Below are 15022 nucleotides of genomic sequence, written 5' to 3'. Positions count from 1 at the left end.
TTTCTGTCTCAGTATCTCTGTCGATCACAATTACAGACTGTAAACTTATCTAAGCGATTTATTTACTGGATTGCATACTATTTATTCGATTTTTCAACACATTTTTAGTACTTCGCTAAGGCGGGATATGTTTATCTTCAAATAGAGGGATTTCCCTCTTTATCTACTTCTCCTGTTGGGCTCAAATCAAGTCTCTTCAATTGATAGTAATAATGATTGAAGAGCAATACTTGATGCCCAGAGTAATAGGTGAATAGTATTCATTACTTTATCTAATAATGTAAATTAAAAATTGTATTATAAATCTTAAATTGTGTTTTTATATTTAGGCATGGATTATTGATTTTATAATTAATTAGGCGCAAGATGACGTACAAAATAAAATAGCATAGATAATATGCAGAATTACACTAGGAAGTAACTTTTTCATTACATGTTTCAGCAGAAATGGAGCGAATTAGTTTTCTCTGTTTTTATTTCTATTAGAGATTTGTGTATGTTGAGAATCATTAGTGCAGATAAATTCATCTCTTCAAGATTTATCTTAGAGTACAGCAAGGCTGAGTTCGCTTCTTTATTAGGCGTTTCCGTTGCTAAGATAAGTAATATTGAAAGTGGAAAATCTTCAATCCCCCCGGTGTACGATTACGCCATTAATTATTTACTTAGTGAGCATCCTTTTAAAGATAGTGCTGTTGACGCTTTATGCTCTCACGAAACGTTAAACTTTGCTCGGCGTATTGACGTCAACACCAAAGTAAAGCGCCTGTCCTGCAAGCGCTGCGATAGCCGAAGGCTGCACGTTATGGCAGGAATGAGTGGGTTGTATTTTGTTGAGTGTATGGATTGTAAACATACCATGTACTCGTCAGGCATGTCTGTAAAGCGTTATCAACAATGGTCGAATGGTGGAGTCAAGCTAGATAGTCATTTATTCAATTAAGTTGTTTTTTCTTTATATCCAAAGTAAAGAGCCATCAATACATGTGTTGATGGCTCTTTTATTATGTGTTTAAATTTGGTTAAAAGTGGAGTGTTTTAAACTGCAATAATATAATTTAACTTATTATATAGTGATGGAAATCTCAAAACTTTATTTTCTTATAATAACCTTCTTTTTAATAATGGGCGTTGTCACATAATTATTGAAGGATCTTTCCTTTTAGGTGCGTTTCAATATCATTGAGATAGAAATTGGAAAGTGATGAAAGTCTCTAAATTTTAATTCGATAAAATAAGTCTTTTAAATATGAAAATTTAATCACGAAATTTGTAATTTGAATTTTAAATAAATATTTCGTTTGTAATATCTGTCCTTGTCATTTTTAAAGAACAAAAAAGAGATATTTCAAATGAAACGTTTAATTATAGGTGTTAGTAATTACATGCCTGAAGACTTTAGCTTATTAGCTGAATCTTTAGATGAACAATTTAATCGTCACTTACTGCCTTTAGAACAAGTTGAATTAACCGACGTTGGTGCAGCTATTATTACGTCAGCAGACATTAAAGCGGGTCTGCACAGAATGATTTCGGAAACAGGGTACGGAATTCCTGTTTTCTTAGTGACCGATGAAACTCCAGTTTCGGCAGAAGATTACGTTTGGTTAACGGGGGTTATTGATTTAGAAAGACAATCTATCGATTACTACTGCCGTCAAATTAATGAAGCCGTGACTAAATATGAGTGTCGTCTGCTCCCTCCTTTCTTCAAGCAATTAACGCACTACGTTGAGATGGGTAACTCGGCGTTTGACTGTCCAGGGCACCAAGGTGGTCAGTTCTTCAAAAAACACCCTGCTGGTAAACAATTCTACGATTTCTTTGGTGAAAACCTATTCCGTAGCGACTTGTGTAACGCGGACGTGGACTTAGGTGACTTACTGATCCACGAAGGTTCTGCACACCAAGCGCAAGCACACGCTGCAAAAGTATTTAACGCTGACAAAACTTACTTCGTACTCAACGGTACTTCTGCTTCAAACAAAGTGGTGTGTAACGCGCTAGTAACTGAAGGCGATTTGGTATTGTTCGACCGCAATAACCACAAGTCGAATCACCACGGCGCGCTAATCCAAGCGGGTGGTATGCCAGTTTATCTAGAAACGGCGCGTAACCCTTGGGGCTTCATTGGTGGTATGGATGAGCACTGTTTCGATGAAGAGTATATTCGTGCTCAAATCGCGAAAGTATCTCCAGAGCGTGCACGAGATGAACGTCCGTTCCGCCTGGCCATCATCCAGTTGGGGACTTACGACGGTACAATTTATAACGCTCGTTACGTCATGGATAAGATCGGCCACCTTTGTGACTACATCTTGTTTGACTCGGCATGGGTAGGCTATGAGCAGTTCATCCCTATGATGAAAGATTGTTCGCCACTGCTACTGGATCTGAAACCAGAAGATGCGGGTGTGATCGTGACCCAGTCTGTTCACAAGCAACAAGCTGGTTTCTCTCAAACGTCGCAAATCCACAAAAAAGACCGCCATATCAAAGGCCAAGCTCGTTACTGCAATCACAAACGCTTTAACAACGCGTTTATGATGCACGCATCGACATCTCCGTTCTATGCGTTGTTTGCAGCATTGGATGTGAACGCGAAGATCCACGATGGTGAAGCAGGCTTACGTTTATGGAGCGACGCGGTTAAGACAGGTATCGAAGCGCGTAAAGAAATTCTCAAAAGTTGTGAGTTAATTCGTCCGTTCATTCCAAATGAAATTGAAGGTCAACCTTGGGGCAGTTACGACACGGATGTGATCGCGACCAACAAGAAGTTCTTCATGTTCGAGCCAGATGCAAACTGGCACAAGTTTGAAGGTTATGGCGAAGGTCAATACTTTGTTGACCCATGTAAATTGTTGCTAACCACGGCAGGTATTGCCGAAGACGGCAGCTACGCAGATTTCGGTATTCCGGCAACGCTATTGGCGAACTTCCTTCGCGAAAACGGCATCATCCCTGAGAAGTGTGACTTGAACTCCATCTTGTTCCTACTCACTCCAGCGGAAGATATGGGTAAGATCCGTCACCTTGTCGCGCAAATCAACCGATTTGAAAAATTCATTCGTGATGATGCACCTCTCAGTATCGTGCTACCAGGCGTCTACGAAGCGAACAAAGAGCGCTACCGTGGTTACACCATCCGTCAGCTATGTCAGGAAATGCATGACATGTACAAAGAGCTGAACGTGAAACAGCTACAAAAAGCGATGTTCCGCAGTGAATACTTCCCACAAATGGTTCACAAACCAGACGTGGCAACACGTAAATACTTCCGCGGTGAATGCGATTACCTACCACTTAAAGAGGCCGTCGGCCGCGTAGCCGCCGAAGGTGCACTGCCTTACCCTCCAGGCATTATCTGTGTGATCACTGGTGAAATCTGGACTCAACAGGTGGTGGATTACTTCTTATCTCTAGAAGAAGGCATCAACCGATTCCCAGGCTTCGCGCCAGAAATTCAAGGTGTGTACCTTGAAGATGTCGACGGTCGCACTACCGCACATTGCTATGTCCTAAAAGATTAATCTACCCGTTCGCACCACGCTCCAGCGTCGGTGCGAACCGCTTATTCGTGGAGAATAATTTATGAGTACTGAAACTAAAAAAATGTCGGTGGTGCAGTTAACCATTCTGACGTTCATCAACATGGCTGGCTCCGGTATCATTATGCTGCCAAGTAAACTGGCGCAAGTGGGCACCATTTCTGTGTTGTCTTGGCTGATCACGGCAGCGGGCTCTTTGGCGTTGGCTTATGTGTTTGCAAAATGTGGTCGCTTTAGTAAACGTGACGGCGGTATGAACGGTTACGCGTCTTACGCATTCGGTAAATCGGGTGCGTTTATGGCGGGCTGGACTTACGGTTTGTCGCTCCTTATTGCGAATATTGCGATCGCGATTACCTGTGTGGGTTACGGCTCCGCATTTTTTGAAGTGACCCTATCTCCGGTCGAAACCTGTTTGTACACCATCGCCATTCTTTGGATTTGTACTTTCGCTAACTTCGGTGGTGCGAAAATCACAGGTCAAATCGGTACCTTCACGGTATGGGGTGTGATCCTACCGGTATGTTCGCTAGGTATTGTTGGTTGGTTCTGGTTTAACCCAACCATGTACATAGAAGCTTGGAACCCACACCACCTGCCATTTGGTGAAGCTGTGAGTGCTTCTATTGCCATGACACTATGGGCGTTTCTTGGTCTTGAATCGGCCTGTGCGAACTCAGAAGCGGTAGAAAACCCAGAGAAGAACGTACCAATCGCAGTATTGGGCGGTACGTTGATTGCTGCGGTGGTTTACATTGTATCGACAAACATCTGTTCTGGTATCGTTGCAAACTCTGAGCTTGCCGCTTCTACCGCGCCATTCTCAACCGTATGGTCTGTGATGCTTGGCTCAGCAGCAGGTAAAGCGGTTGCTGGTATGGCGGTATTGGCTTGTGCGGGTTCTCTATTAGGTTGGCAGTTCACTATCGCGTCAGTGTTCAAATCATCTTCTGATGCGGGCTTCTTCCCTAAATTGTTCTCTCAAGTGGACAAACGTGGTACGCCAATCAAAGGTATGGTGGCCATCACGGTTATCCAATCGGTGCTGTCTTTAATGACTATTTCTCCAACGCTGAACGAGCAGTTCGAAGCGCTGGTTAACCTAGCGGTAGTAACGAACGTTATTCCTTACATCCTATGTATGGGCGCAATTTTCATCATGCAGCAAGTGGCGCACGTGCCAGAGCGAGAGATGAAAACCACCAACATTATCGCTCTGATTGGTTCTCTATACAGCTTCTACGCGCTATATGGTTCTGGCTACGAAGCGATGATGTGGGGCTCAATCGTCACCTTCCTAGGCTGGAGTGCTTACGGTCTGATTGCTGCCAAGCATGAGCCTTTAGCAAATTAAAAAATAATAATGAAAGAGCCTTCCCAAACGCGGTGTGGAAGGCTCTTTGTTTTTAGGCGCTTATGCCAAGCCCAAGTCAGAACAAGGCTCTTGGGAATAAATATCCAATGATGTGAAAACTCATTTTCGACATTTGGAGGACGAAAGATGATAAGTCAACCTGTTAAAATCGGTGACGATACCGCCGTAGTCATTCCAAGCGTAATCCTGACTCAACTCGGGATAAGGGAAGGAGATACCCTAGAAATCGCACTGAATAAAGACAAAATGGAAATCAAGAAGATGGTGTTGAAAACCAGCGCTCCAACTTACTCTGAAGAAGTTAACGAGAATTGAGTTAGAGAATCTTGGTTTGTCGGATACACTACTGGTTTCGCAAAACTGGCGCTTGCCGCTGTCTTTGAACTATCGATAACAACAATAAGAGGTAAGGTACTATGCAAGGTATCCTCTCTATACAATCTCATGTTTCTTTTGGTCATGCTGGTAACAGCAGTGCCGTTTTCCCAATGCAACGCATGGGCTTCGAAGTATGGCCGATTCATACCGTTCAATTTTCTAACCACACGCAGTATCAAGAAGGCTGGACTGGGCGAACGTTTGCGGCTGAAGACATCAGCGAGTTAGTTCGTGGTCTTAGTAACATCGGTGCATTGGAAAAGTGCCAAGCGGTGTTGACGGGCTACCAAGGCAGCGCAGAGCAGTGCCTTGCTGTTGAAGAAACTGTGACGAAGGTGAAGCAAGCGAACCCGAAGGCACTTTATGTTTGCGACCCTGTGATGGGCGCGCCAGACAAAGGCTGTATTGTGGCGCCGGGTATTGCAGAAAACTTGTTAAACCGTCTGATGCCAATGGCAGATGTGATCGTGCCTAACCAGTTCGAGCTAAGCCAATTTGCAGAGATGGAAATCCACTCGTTAGACGATGCGATCACGGCATGCCAACGTGCACTAGCGAAAGGTCCAAAAGTTGTGCTAGTTAAGCACCTTTACTGCCTAGAGAATGGCAGCTTCAACATGTTACTGGCAACGCAAGAAGGCATTTACTTAGCGAAGCGCCCTCAGTTTGAGTTTGCCAAACAACCTGTGGGTGTAGGCGACCTTATTTCGGCGATCTTCACCGCTGGATTATTGAAGGGTTGGTCTCCTAAACAAGCTTTCCAACACTGCCATGACGCGTGTTACGGGGTATTAAGCGCCACTTACCATGCAGGGGAGTGGGAGCTGCAAACTATCGCGGCACAGCAAGAGTTTGTTGAGCCAAGTAAGCATTTCTCAATTGAAGAGGTGGCTCTGGCCACCGCGTAATTGAGCGCAAATAATTAGTATATAAAAAAGGGGAGCCATCATCGGCTCCCCTTTCTATTTGTTCTGTCAGTCTTACTGAGCTTTTTGCTGTTCTGATTTACAAACTGCTGCTGTGAAGACAACGTCTGTTGAACTGTTTAGTGCAGTTTCAGCAGAGTCTTGAATCACGCCGATGATGAAGCCAACCGCTACAACCTGCATTGCTACGTCGTTTGAGATACCAAACAGACCACACGCAAGTGGGATAAGTAGTAGCGAGCCACCTGCAACACCTGATGCGCCACATGCAGAAACCGCAGCCACAATACTTAGCAGTAGCGCAGTCAGTAGATCAACTTCAATACCCATAGTGTGCACTGCTGCAAGCGTTAGCGTTGTGATAGTGATTGCAGCACCAGCCATGTTAATGGTCGCACCTAGTGGGATAGATACTGAGTACGTATCTTCGTCCAGTTTTAGCTTCTCACATAGTGCCATGTTTACTGGGATATTCGCCGCACTTGAACGAGTGAAGAACGCGGTTACACCACTTTCACGTAGGCAACGGAATACAAGTGGGTAAGGGTTTTGCTTAGTTTTAACGAACACGATCGCCGGGTTTACAACGAGTGCGATGATCATCATAGCGCCAAGAAGAACCGCCAGAAGGTGTGCGTAGCTTGCTAGTGCGCTAAAGCCTGTTGTTGCGAACGTTGAAGCAACTAGGCCAAAGATACCAAATGGTGCAAGACGAATGATAAAGCGAACAATGTGAGACACGCTGTGGCTGAGATCTTCAAACACGGCTTTCGTTGTTGCAGATGCGTGGTGTAGCGCAAGACCCAGACCCACACCCCAAGCAAGAATGCCGATGTAGTTTGCTTCTACTAGTGCATTTACTGGGTTGTCGACCAGTTTAAACAACAGTGTGCGTAGAATTTCAGCAATACCTTGAGGCGGCGTTGCACCTTCAGCGCCGGTGACAAGCGTTAAATTGGTCGGGAAAAGGAAGCTTAGAACCACTGCTGATAGCGCCGCGAAGAACGTACCCATCAGGTACAGTACAACGATTGGACGCATGTACGTGTGCTGGTTTTTCTTTTGGTTCGCAATTGAAGCGGCAACCAAAATAAACACAAGGATTGGCGCGATCGCTTTAAGAGCACCAACAAAAAGGCTACCAATTAATCCTGCACTTTCGGCATGGCTTGGGGAAATTGTGGCGAGCAAAATACCAAAGACAATACCGACAAGGATCTGGACGACGAGGTTACCACGAGCAAATCGGGCAACGAGGCTGTTGTGTTGCATACATCATTCCTGCAATTTTATGCCAGAGCGAGCAGGGCAATAGTCCATCATTACACGGCGATAATGCCCTTGTATTGCAAGGGGTGAGCATTGCTTCTGGTCACTAAGACACATGATTATCAATTATCCTGTTTTTATAAATTCAGCCATTTTCTTGCTGAATATCACATATCTTAGCTTGGTAATATTTTGTGTCTAGTTTTAGTTTGTTTTTGGATTAAATGTTTGCTCAATGTTATTTAAATAAGATTTTTATGTTGAAAATTATCATTAGTTATGAGTAATGGTTTTTAATAAAGTTGTTAAAAAGGAGACTTTCGTCTCCTTTGATTTTATTGACAACTCAAACGTAACAAATCAATAACTTTGTTGGCGCCTGCGCTTATCACTCATGGCATTTCGAGTGAGTTTCCCGAACTGTCGACTTTGAGCTCGTTGTTCTGCCAAAGTCGCGCCGTTAAAGGCTTGTTCTCGCAATAGTTTTTGATAGTTATTGAAACGACGAACCTCCAGTGTGCCATTTTCAATCGCAGCTTGAACTGCGCAACCCGGCTCAGTTTGATGCTGGCAATCACCAAAGCGACAACGTTGAGCGAGACCCTCAATGTCAGAAAATGCTTCACTGACGCCCACTTCGCAGTCTGCTAGTTGAAGCTCGCGCATTCCCGGAGTATCAATCAAGATGCCGCCATCAGGTAATAGATGGATAGAGCGCGATGTGGTTGTATGTCGCCCTTTGCTATCGTCTTCACGAATATGCCCAGTCGCCTGTTCTTGCTGCCCGAGTAATGCATTCACAAGAGTTGATTTGCCAACGCCTGAAGAACCGATAAAAGCGACGGTTTGTCCTTCTTCGCACCAGCTCATGAGTGTAGAAGCACTCTCTGTTTCTAAGCCGTTGACTGTCTCTATGACTAATAGAGGGTCGAGCTTCTGTACTTGGCTTTTTAGTTCATCAATGTTGTCACACAAATCGGCTTTGGAAAGCACGATGACGGGTTCGACTTCGGCTTCATGAGCCAAGGCGAGATAGCGTTCAATACGACTTAAATTGAAGTCGTCGTTAAGGGAACAGACGATAAAAACGGTATCCACATTTGCGGCGATGAGCTGCTCTGCCACTTTGCTGCCTGCTGCTTTGCGGCTAAAGAGGCTCAAGCGATCCAGTAAGCGAACAAATTGCTGATCGTCATTTAAGATAACCCAGTCTCCGACGGTCATATTAGGCAGAGAGTGGTGGGCATTGAGGTGGACTTGCCCCGTTTCTGTCGCCAATAGGTAACCACTTCGGTGATGCGCAATCACACGTGCAAAGATAGTGTCGTCGTAATCGTCTAGTGTCAGTTGTTGCTGAAAAAATGGTTTCCAACCCAATCGTTTTAGTGGGTTTGAAGTTGAAATTAATGTGTCACAAAAAGTATGTGTTTGATTCATTGTTGAATTATCCCAGACGCAAAAAAGCGCCGTAATACAAATCGCATTAGGGTCTAATTCGGATAGAGTTGACCCCGGTGAAGACCGGGCAGAGAAGGGGAGTTGTGGCTATGCCACGCAATTGGTGCGGTTAGGGTTACCCTTGCGATGCCCAGTTAGTGTTATTCAATACAATCATCATGTGTCCTCTTCGTTGGTTAATAAATAAGTGAATTAATTAAGCCAAGAGAGTATAACCGCCCTTTTTCTTAGAGGGTAGCTATACAGCGAAAATATTAGCTTTGTTTGTTGATGCGCTCTTCCATTATCTGCGAATACGTGTTGGCTTTTAAGCCGTATATGATTTGGACATGACGCTCATCCAGTATCACGACGCCATGCGCGCCATGATTTTTGAGTGCATTTTTATCGATGATGGACGTCGTTCTAAGGGTAAGACGCAGCCGAGTCGCGCATGCCCCAGTTTCTAGCAGGTTTTCTATCCCCCCAATGGCGTCAATGATCGTATCGACGTCTTGTTCGACATTGGGGTTGGTTTGAGTTAGGAAACTGAAAAACTGTTTCAGCACTGACTTAACTGTCATTTGAGGAGCCTTCAGTCGTCAGTTTTGAAATGGCTTCAACAATCGGTGCCGGCGAGAGTGTATGCGGTACCTTGGTGATTAACGTGCCATCCGGCTTCAAGAAGTAAAAGTAAGAGCTGTGATCAAGCGTGTATTTGAGCTCCGAGCCTTCCAATTCGGTTTTGCGGAAAATAACACCATAGTTGTGTGCCAAAGGTGTGGTTACATCAAGCGGTGCCGATAGGCCTTCAATCATTGGATGGAAGTAATGGGCATATTTCGCCGAGGCATCGGCCTCATCACGCTCTGGATCTAAAGAAATGAACATTGGGCGCAGTTGCGCTTTTTGCGCTTCATCGATCTGATTTAGGGCTCCTGCTAGCATAGCAAGCGAAGTTGGGCAAACATCCGGGCAGCGAGTAAAACCAAAATAGACGACTCGAATGCGAGGGTCATTCACATCGAAGATATTGACGGCTTGGTTATTTTCCCCAAACAATACCGTTTGTTGAGACGTGGAACTATCCACTTGCTCTGGCTTCGTTTTCTGATTATCTAAATAGCTTTTTACGCCAAACCCGAGGGCGAAAGCAACTACGAGAAATAGGGACCAATTGCGGCTCATAACGATTCCTTATCTTTGCATTTTTATAGCAGGGTAAACGGTACTCTCTCCATCACTGAGTTCACCAACCCAGGTCATGGCGTCTTGAGTGCAAACCGGCAGAATGATGTCACCTTGATATCGACCGGGAGCGACTTGCTTCAGTAAAAACTTGGGTTCTCCCATCTCCATTTCTCTTCCTGAAAGGCTTAGGACGAGTTGCTCAGCATCGCTTGTGCGCCACTCAACATTCAGAGTAGTAGGGACCAAGGGTTGAGCAGTATCTGCGTTGAGCGTCATCGTAACATTCTCTTGAACGCACGAGGCAGTAGAGAGAAAGCAATACTCATCTATCGATTTGATCGGAGTGGATGAAGAAAAGCTTTTTAGTAACGTCGGGGCATAAAATCCCGCAACCAGTGCGGCTGAAACAGCGGCGATTTGTAACACTTTCATTAAGGTTCAGCATTTATCACTTAACATTACCTGCATCGTAGCACAGAAGCGTCATTCGCCAACTCGTGGCCTAGATAAATTGTGCGTTGTGCCTCGATGACAGAGATCAAAATAACCGCGCGGTGTAGGGGTTGTTGAATCAAGCCCATAAAGATTTTCAATTGCGATGATTTTCTCTTTGCCAACAAACAAGAACGAAGCCAATTGGCTCCGTTCTTGTTTGTTGATTCCGTATTGATTTGATACCGCAGTTACTTGTCTGAATCTGCAAATTTTTCGAGACTCAAAACCAGCGCAATGGCAGCAAGCATCATCACAACGGCAAGCACTAACTGAGAAGGTTGTGATGTCACGTGTTCAAATTCAAATGGTGATAGGTTGTGTTGTAGCAAGGGCACTTGCTCACCCTTGGAATTGGTACGCCAAGTGATGGTTTCTTTCCAAGGCCAAATTTTTGGTAACGTACCAATCATTAAGCCTGTCAAAAACATCAGAGTGAAATCGCGGAACTTGCGTAGTAACCACGACAATAGATGCGAAAAGGACAGCAAACCAATCACACAACCTGACAAAAACAGCGCCAATGTATCGACTTGGAAACCTTTCACGGCGGCTAATACTGGCGCATACATCCCAATCAATAACAAGATAAAGCTGCCAGAGATGCCCGGTAAGATCATCGCGCAAATCGCGATAGCACCAGCGAACAATGTGTTAATGGCCGTTGGTTCCATGTGCAGAGGTTTAAGCACGGTGATGCTGTAAGCAAACCCGACACCAACAAGTAAAGTCACGAAGCGGATAAGATCACGTTGTTCAACCTGACGAATAATGTGATAGACCGATACCAAAATCAGACCAAAGAAAAATGACCAAAGTGGGATGGGGTGTGTGTCAAGAAGCCAAGTGATCAACTTTGCTAGCGTAGCAATGCTGGTGAAAATACCGGCAAACAGAGCGATAAGGAAGAAACCGTTGATGTGATTAAAGGCGGCTTTAACCCCTTTTTTTCGCCAAATAGAGAAAAGTGATGGGTTAATGCGTCGAATGCTCTCAAGCAGCGTATCGTAAATGCCGGTGATAAACGCGATGGTGCCGCCTGATACGCCAGGAACAACATCTGCTGCGCCCATGGCGATTCCTTTGAAGAAAGTAATTAAGTAGTTCATTGCTCTAATGCTAAGTCGTTTCGATGGCACAGAGTATACAAACATTGCGACGAAAAAAGTATGAAATAGTGCTGTAGCTACTGGGTTTTATATCCAAGTAATTGCTTATTTTTGTTACAGGTTATGAGGTGATTCCAATGCAACGATCTCTTAATATTTGGTTTACATTATTGAGATGATTAACTGTACTATCAATGGCTACGTTTGTTGCATTATGCAAATGCAATTTGATAATTAAATTTGCGTTTTGCTAAATTTTATATAGACAAATTCACTTTATATGAGATCCTGTGCCCAAAAATAAGTCTTTGCATTTTGGCATGATTAATGCATAATACTGCTCGACCCTTCTTAAGCCGAGGGTCACCTAGCCAACTGACGTTGTTAGTGAATACAATTTGTTCACACTAAATATAAGCCAATCGCGATTATTGCGGTTGGCTATTTTTTTATATGAACAACGTTACTTACGTGCTTTGCAAATTGCACTTCCCTCGTTCTAGACTCATAAAAAAGGGCTGACTCATCACGCCAACCCCTTGTATTTCACTTTAGGTTTTAATCTGTTTTCTCGAGCTGATCAGTACCCCATCAACTGGAGTAAATTTTCAGCTGTCACAATGGCTTCTTTACGATTGGCGATATTGAGCTTTTGGTACAAGTTGCGAATGTGGGTTTTAATCGTGGTGCCTGCCACATCAAGCTCTTGCGCGATTTGCTCATTACTGAAACCAGAATAAATCAAACCAAGCACCTGCCACTCACGTTGAGTCAGTGGGCTTGTGCGAACCAGTTCCGGTACGTTAGGGTGGTTTACCAGCTTCTCAATGAAGTCTTCATCAAAGTGAATAGAGCGGCTGCGCTGATTGGAGGAAATATCCTTCATCAATTGTTGAGCGCGGTGACGTTCTAGATCGCCTAACTCATGGCGGAGGCTTAACTTCTCCAGTAGTCCGCCAATGGTGGCGCCATCAATGAGGAAATTACCTACCATCCCCGTCTGGTTTGTCATCACTAACGCTTCTTTTAGCAATGCTTTTGCTTGCTCTTCGTCTTTTTGGCGAGCAGCAAACACCGCTTCGACCACTAAGTTGCGATTAGTATCTGTGATCAGGTTGGTTCGACGAGCTTCACTTTGGAGGAAATCCAATGCTGTGCGCGCTTCGGTATATTGACCTAAGTTGATGTGTGCGCGTGCAATGTTACGCCATTGCAATTGTGAAAAGTGGTTGCATGCCGATTCAGGACGAACTGCAGTGTTGAGCCATTCTTGCATTGCATCGGTATTCCCGCGCGCTTGCCAAAACAGGATCAACGATAGTGAAGCGTTTGCTGTCCAATCTACGTGGTAAGTCGACTGCTTCATCAAATGTTGAATGTGCTCAATGAATTTACCGGCTTTGTCTAGCTCGCCACGGCCAACCGCAATACGCGCCAGCATCGAGTAGCTGTGTAAGTGCTTACTTGGCGAATGGTTTTCGAGAATTTGCAGACCTCGGTAGGCACATTCTTCTGCTTCATCAAGTCGGTTCCAGCACCAAAGCACTTGCGCTCGAATACGCAGCAAAAACTCGTGCAGAGGAACATGTTGAAGTTGCTGATCTTCAATCAGGCGGAATGCGGAATCTTGCAGCTCAAAGGCGGCTTGTACGTAACCTTGCGCAATCAAAATCTCGCTTTGTTGTAAAATCGCCCATAACGCTTGGTGGTAAACTTGGTACTGACGCGCCAATTTTTCGGTTTGTTGCATCATCGGTAACGCGCGGTCGAGTTTACCTAGCACGTGGTTAACTTCGCCAACAACCGAAGTTGCCACAATGCGGCTACGGTAAATCGTGTTATCAAGTTGGCTAAGTGCTAGCTCCGCTAATTCGAGTGCTTTCTCTGGCTGGTTGCTGTTGATAGCTACTTGAGCAAGCAGCGCGTTTGCTTGACCTTGATAATGAATATCCAACTCAATGTTACGCTTTTTATGCTCCTCTTCCGCTTCTTCAAGCAGGTGGCCTACTTGGTTATAACGGTGTTGACTTTGAGCCAACCAAGCTCGGAGCATCGTAAGTTTTGGGTGGCTGAACAGAAGCTCAGCATCCAACTTATTAATTGAGCTTTCCAGTGTGCTGAGCTCGCCTTGGTTAAACATCTTCCAGCCGAATTCGTTTAGAATTTCTACCACCAAGTCTTTATCGTTCGACTTTTGTGCATGGTGAATCGCTTGGTGCGGTGCTTTTTGTTGTAACCAGGCAACAGCTGCATTGCGGTGGAGATCTTTTTCTTGCTGAGGAATACGCGCTTGGCGCTCATGAGACAAAAACTCGCCAAATAAGTTATGGAATCGGAACCAGTTTTGCTCCCCTTCGAGTGGGTAGATGAATAAGCCGTAGCGGTTTAATGATTCGATCAAACCAAGCGCATCTTCGCGTTGGGTGAGGGCAAACACCAACTCATCATTGAAGTGGTCAAGCACGGAAACTTGCATCAAGAAATGACGAGTTTCGTGATCGAGTAGGTCAAATACTTCTTCGACCAGATAATCCCACAAATGCGCGTGATTGAACTGTGATACCGACTCTACGGTTTGCGCCAATGTGCGGTTTTGATGTTGCGCTTGTAACGCGATCAACTGCATCGCCGATGGCCAACCTTCCACATAGGTTCTGAGGCTGTTTGCCATGTCTTCGTCGATGCCATCGGCAATACGCTGATTAAAGAAGCGAGTCGTTTCTTCGGTATCGAACGCCAACATCTCGTTGCCGATTTCGATCATTAAATCACGAACACGTAAGTTTGCAGTACCCAGAGGCGGCGCTGCACGACTTGTTACCACAACGGTGAGGTTGTCTGGCATGTGTTTTAAGAAGAAACGCATGGATTCATGAATTTCATCGTTGGTGATCAAGTGATAGTCATCCAGCACCACGTAGCACTCTTGATGAAAATCAGCCATTTCCGCGAATACTTCGCTGAATAAAGAACGTAGAGAAGAGATCTGGCGTTTTTCCGCCAGTTTTTGTGCGTTAGAGCAACTGAAGTTGGTGGCTTTGTTTAATGCTTGAAGCAGGTAGTTCACAAAACGAAAGCCGTCGTTATCGCTGTCATCAATGCTGTACCAACCGACGTTTGGTTTATCGGATAGCCACTGCGCTGCCATGGTGGTTTTTCCGTAACCTGCAGGGGAGCGGAATAAAACCAATTTGTAGTAAGGCGCTTGCTGTAGTAAGTCCAACACTCGTGGGCGCACGATGGCATTGTGCAGGCGTCCTGGTCGAGTAAGCTTAGATGGAATCCACATTAGTA

General features: G+C 44.8%; 12 protein-coding genes. 5 read left to right on the top strand and 7 right to left on the bottom strand.

The window, feature by feature from the left end; translation table 11 throughout:
• Positions 1-496: 496 nt before the first annotated feature.
• From L3V27_RS06955 to pdxY, 5 genes are all read left to right on the top strand, one after another.
• Entirely contained in the window at positions 497-943 is a 447-nt protein-coding gene (locus L3V27_RS06955) for a helix-turn-helix transcriptional regulator (protein ID WP_031780583.1), read from the top strand.
• A 409-nt stretch (positions 944-1352) separates the two neighbouring features.
• The gene (speF, locus tag L3V27_RS06950; RefSeq protein ID WP_031780582.1) at positions 1353-3533 is read left to right on the top strand and encodes an ornithine decarboxylase SpeF; all 2181 of its coding nucleotides are present in this window, start codon (positions 1353-1355) and stop codon (positions 3531-3533) included.
• Positions 3534-3594: 61 nt separating this feature from the next.
• The gene (gene potE, locus L3V27_RS06945) at positions 3595-4905 is read left to right on the top strand and encodes a putrescine-ornithine antiporter (protein ID WP_005396773.1); all 1311 of its coding nucleotides are present in this window, start codon (positions 3595-3597) and stop codon (positions 4903-4905) included.
• Between the two features lie 147 nt (positions 4906-5052).
• Positions 5053-5241, top strand: a complete 189-nt coding sequence (locus L3V27_RS06940; protein WP_005396772.1) for an AbrB/MazE/SpoVT family DNA-binding domain-containing protein — start codon at positions 5053-5055, stop codon at positions 5239-5241.
• A 101-nt stretch (positions 5242-5342) separates the two neighbouring features.
• A complete protein-coding gene (gene pdxY / locus L3V27_RS06935; protein ID WP_237311414.1) occupies positions 5343-6212 on the top strand; it encodes a pyridoxal kinase PdxY in 870 nt (289 codons plus the stop codon).
• 72 nt (positions 6213-6284) lie between these two features.
• Here pdxY and sstT read toward each other — a convergent pair whose 3' ends face one another.
• The 7 genes from sstT to malT all read right to left on the bottom strand — a co-directional run bounded on the left by sstT (position 6285) and on the right by malT (position 15017).
• The gene (sstT, locus tag L3V27_RS06930) at positions 6285-7502 is read right to left on the bottom strand and encodes a serine/threonine transporter SstT (RefSeq protein ID WP_005396770.1); all 1218 of its coding nucleotides are present in this window, start codon (positions 7500-7502) and stop codon (positions 6285-6287) included.
• A gap of 357 nt (positions 7503-7859) precedes the next feature.
• Positions 7860-8936, bottom strand: coding sequence for a ribosome small subunit-dependent GTPase A (gene rsgA / locus L3V27_RS06925; RefSeq protein WP_237311413.1), 1077 nt, complete (start codon positions 8934-8936; stop codon positions 7860-7862).
• A 275-nt stretch (positions 8937-9211) separates the two neighbouring features.
• Positions 9212-9520 (bottom strand): PTS transporter subunit EIIB, encoded by a 309-nt coding sequence (locus L3V27_RS06920; protein WP_046875700.1) that lies wholly within the window; start codon positions 9518-9520, stop codon positions 9212-9214.
• A complete protein-coding gene (locus L3V27_RS06915) occupies positions 9510-10124 on the bottom strand; it encodes an SCO family protein (protein ID WP_006740812.1) in 615 nt (204 codons plus the stop codon). The genes L3V27_RS06920 and L3V27_RS06915 overlap by 11 nt, the downstream gene beginning before the upstream one ends.
• Positions 10125-10133: 9 nt before the next feature.
• The gene (locus L3V27_RS06910; RefSeq protein WP_237311412.1) at positions 10134-10559 is read right to left on the bottom strand and encodes a hypothetical protein; all 426 of its coding nucleotides are present in this window, start codon (positions 10557-10559) and stop codon (positions 10134-10136) included.
• A gap of 251 nt (positions 10560-10810) precedes the next feature.
• Complete coding sequence (locus L3V27_RS06905; protein ID WP_041853110.1) at positions 10811-11728, bottom strand: DUF368 domain-containing protein; 918 nt, start codon at positions 11726-11728, stop codon at positions 10811-10813.
• 580 nt (positions 11729-12308) lie between these two features.
• Entirely contained in the window at positions 12309-15017 is a 2709-nt protein-coding gene (gene malT / locus L3V27_RS06900; RefSeq protein ID WP_237311411.1) for an HTH-type transcriptional regulator MalT, read from the bottom strand.
• Between the last annotated feature and the right edge of the window lie 5 nt (positions 15018-15022).

The sequence above is a fragment of the Vibrio sp. J2-3(2022) genome, from assembly GCF_021725735.1.
Taxonomy (GTDB): domain Bacteria; phylum Pseudomonadota; class Gammaproteobacteria; order Enterobacterales; family Vibrionaceae; genus Vibrio; species Vibrio diabolicus.
The sequence above is the reverse complement of the archived record's forward strand: the minus strand, read 5'-3'. Positions and strand labels throughout refer to the sequence as shown.

What these genes read in the sequence shown, in the direction of transcription:
- L3V27_RS06955 (WP_031780583.1), top strand. Translation starts at nt 497, where the DNA reads ATGTTGAGAATCATTAGTGCAGATAAATTCATCTCTTCAAGATTTATC.
- L3V27_RS06940 (WP_005396772.1), top strand. Translation starts at nt 5,053, where the DNA reads ATGATAAGTCAACCTGTTAAAATCGGTGACGATACCGCCGTAGTCATT.
- pdxY (WP_237311414.1), top strand. Translation starts at nt 5,343, where the DNA reads ATGCAAGGTATCCTCTCTATACAATCTCATGTTTCTTTTGGTCATGCT.
- rsgA (WP_237311413.1), bottom strand. Translation starts at nt 8,936, where the DNA reads ATGAATCAAACACATACTTTTTGTGACACATTAATTTCAACTTCAAAC.
- sstT (WP_005396770.1), bottom strand. Translation starts at nt 7,502, where the DNA reads ATGCAACACAACAGCCTCGTTGCCCGATTTGCTCGTGGTAACCTCGTC.
- L3V27_RS06915 (WP_006740812.1), bottom strand. Translation starts at nt 10,124, where the DNA reads ATGAGCCGCAATTGGTCCCTATTTCTCGTAGTTGCTTTCGCCCTCGGG.
- malT (WP_237311411.1), bottom strand. Translation starts at nt 15,017, where the DNA reads ATGTGGATTCCATCTAAGCTTACTCGACCAGGACGCCTGCACAATGCC.
- potE (WP_005396773.1), top strand. Translation starts at nt 3,595, where the DNA reads ATGAGTACTGAAACTAAAAAAATGTCGGTGGTGCAGTTAACCATTCTG.
- L3V27_RS06905 (WP_041853110.1), bottom strand. Translation starts at nt 11,728, where the DNA reads ATGAACTACTTAATTACTTTCTTCAAAGGAATCGCCATGGGCGCAGCA.
- speF (WP_031780582.1), top strand. Translation starts at nt 1,353, where the DNA reads ATGAAACGTTTAATTATAGGTGTTAGTAATTACATGCCTGAAGACTTT.
- L3V27_RS06910 (WP_237311412.1), bottom strand. Translation starts at nt 10,559, where the DNA reads ATGAAAGTGTTACAAATCGCCGCTGTTTCAGCCGCACTGGTTGCGGGA.
- L3V27_RS06920 (WP_046875700.1), bottom strand. Translation starts at nt 9,520, where the DNA reads ATGACAGTTAAGTCAGTGCTGAAACAGTTTTTCAGTTTCCTAACTCAA.